The 522-nt window shown below is 26.1% G+C and carries 1 protein-coding gene; it reads left to right on the top strand.

The features are described from left to right. Positions 1–522 (top strand): response regulator (locus ACX6CF_RS26310; RefSeq protein WP_458788349.1); only part of this gene is annotated, 522 nt, incomplete at both ends.

Raw genomic sequence — 522 nt, 5'->3', positions numbered from 1 at the left:
GAGACGGTGTTGAAATCTCCAAGTACATATATGAAAATAAATTGACCATAAAAGTCATACTATTTACTGCATATGCTGATTTCTCATATGCTAAATCAGCGATTAAGTACGATGTTGTAGATTATGTGATAAAAACTGGTTCAGTAGACAATATAATAAAGGCTGTGGAAAAAGCAAAGGAAATAATTAATAAGGATAATGTGGTCGATACATTAACTTCAAAGGAAAAATTCATCAATCATAGACTTGATGAATCAATATATGAAGAAGATGAAATAACAAGAACCATTACTGATTTACAATTGAATTTTGGAGAATATATAGTACTTAATGTAGTTTTTGAGTTCGATGAAACTTATTATAATAAATCACCAAAAGACATCAATATGAGTCTGTACAATTTTTTTTCTATGGGATTTGATAAACAGAAAAACTATATAATTAACTTTAACAAAAATACATTTGTAATAATTGTGTATGACCTTAATAAAGATACATATTTTCATAAAATAAAAAGAACAT

The organism is Vallitalea sediminicola (assembly GCF_054408565.1).
Note: the sequence above shows the minus strand (reverse complement) of the source record. Positions and strands in the feature narration are given on the sequence as shown.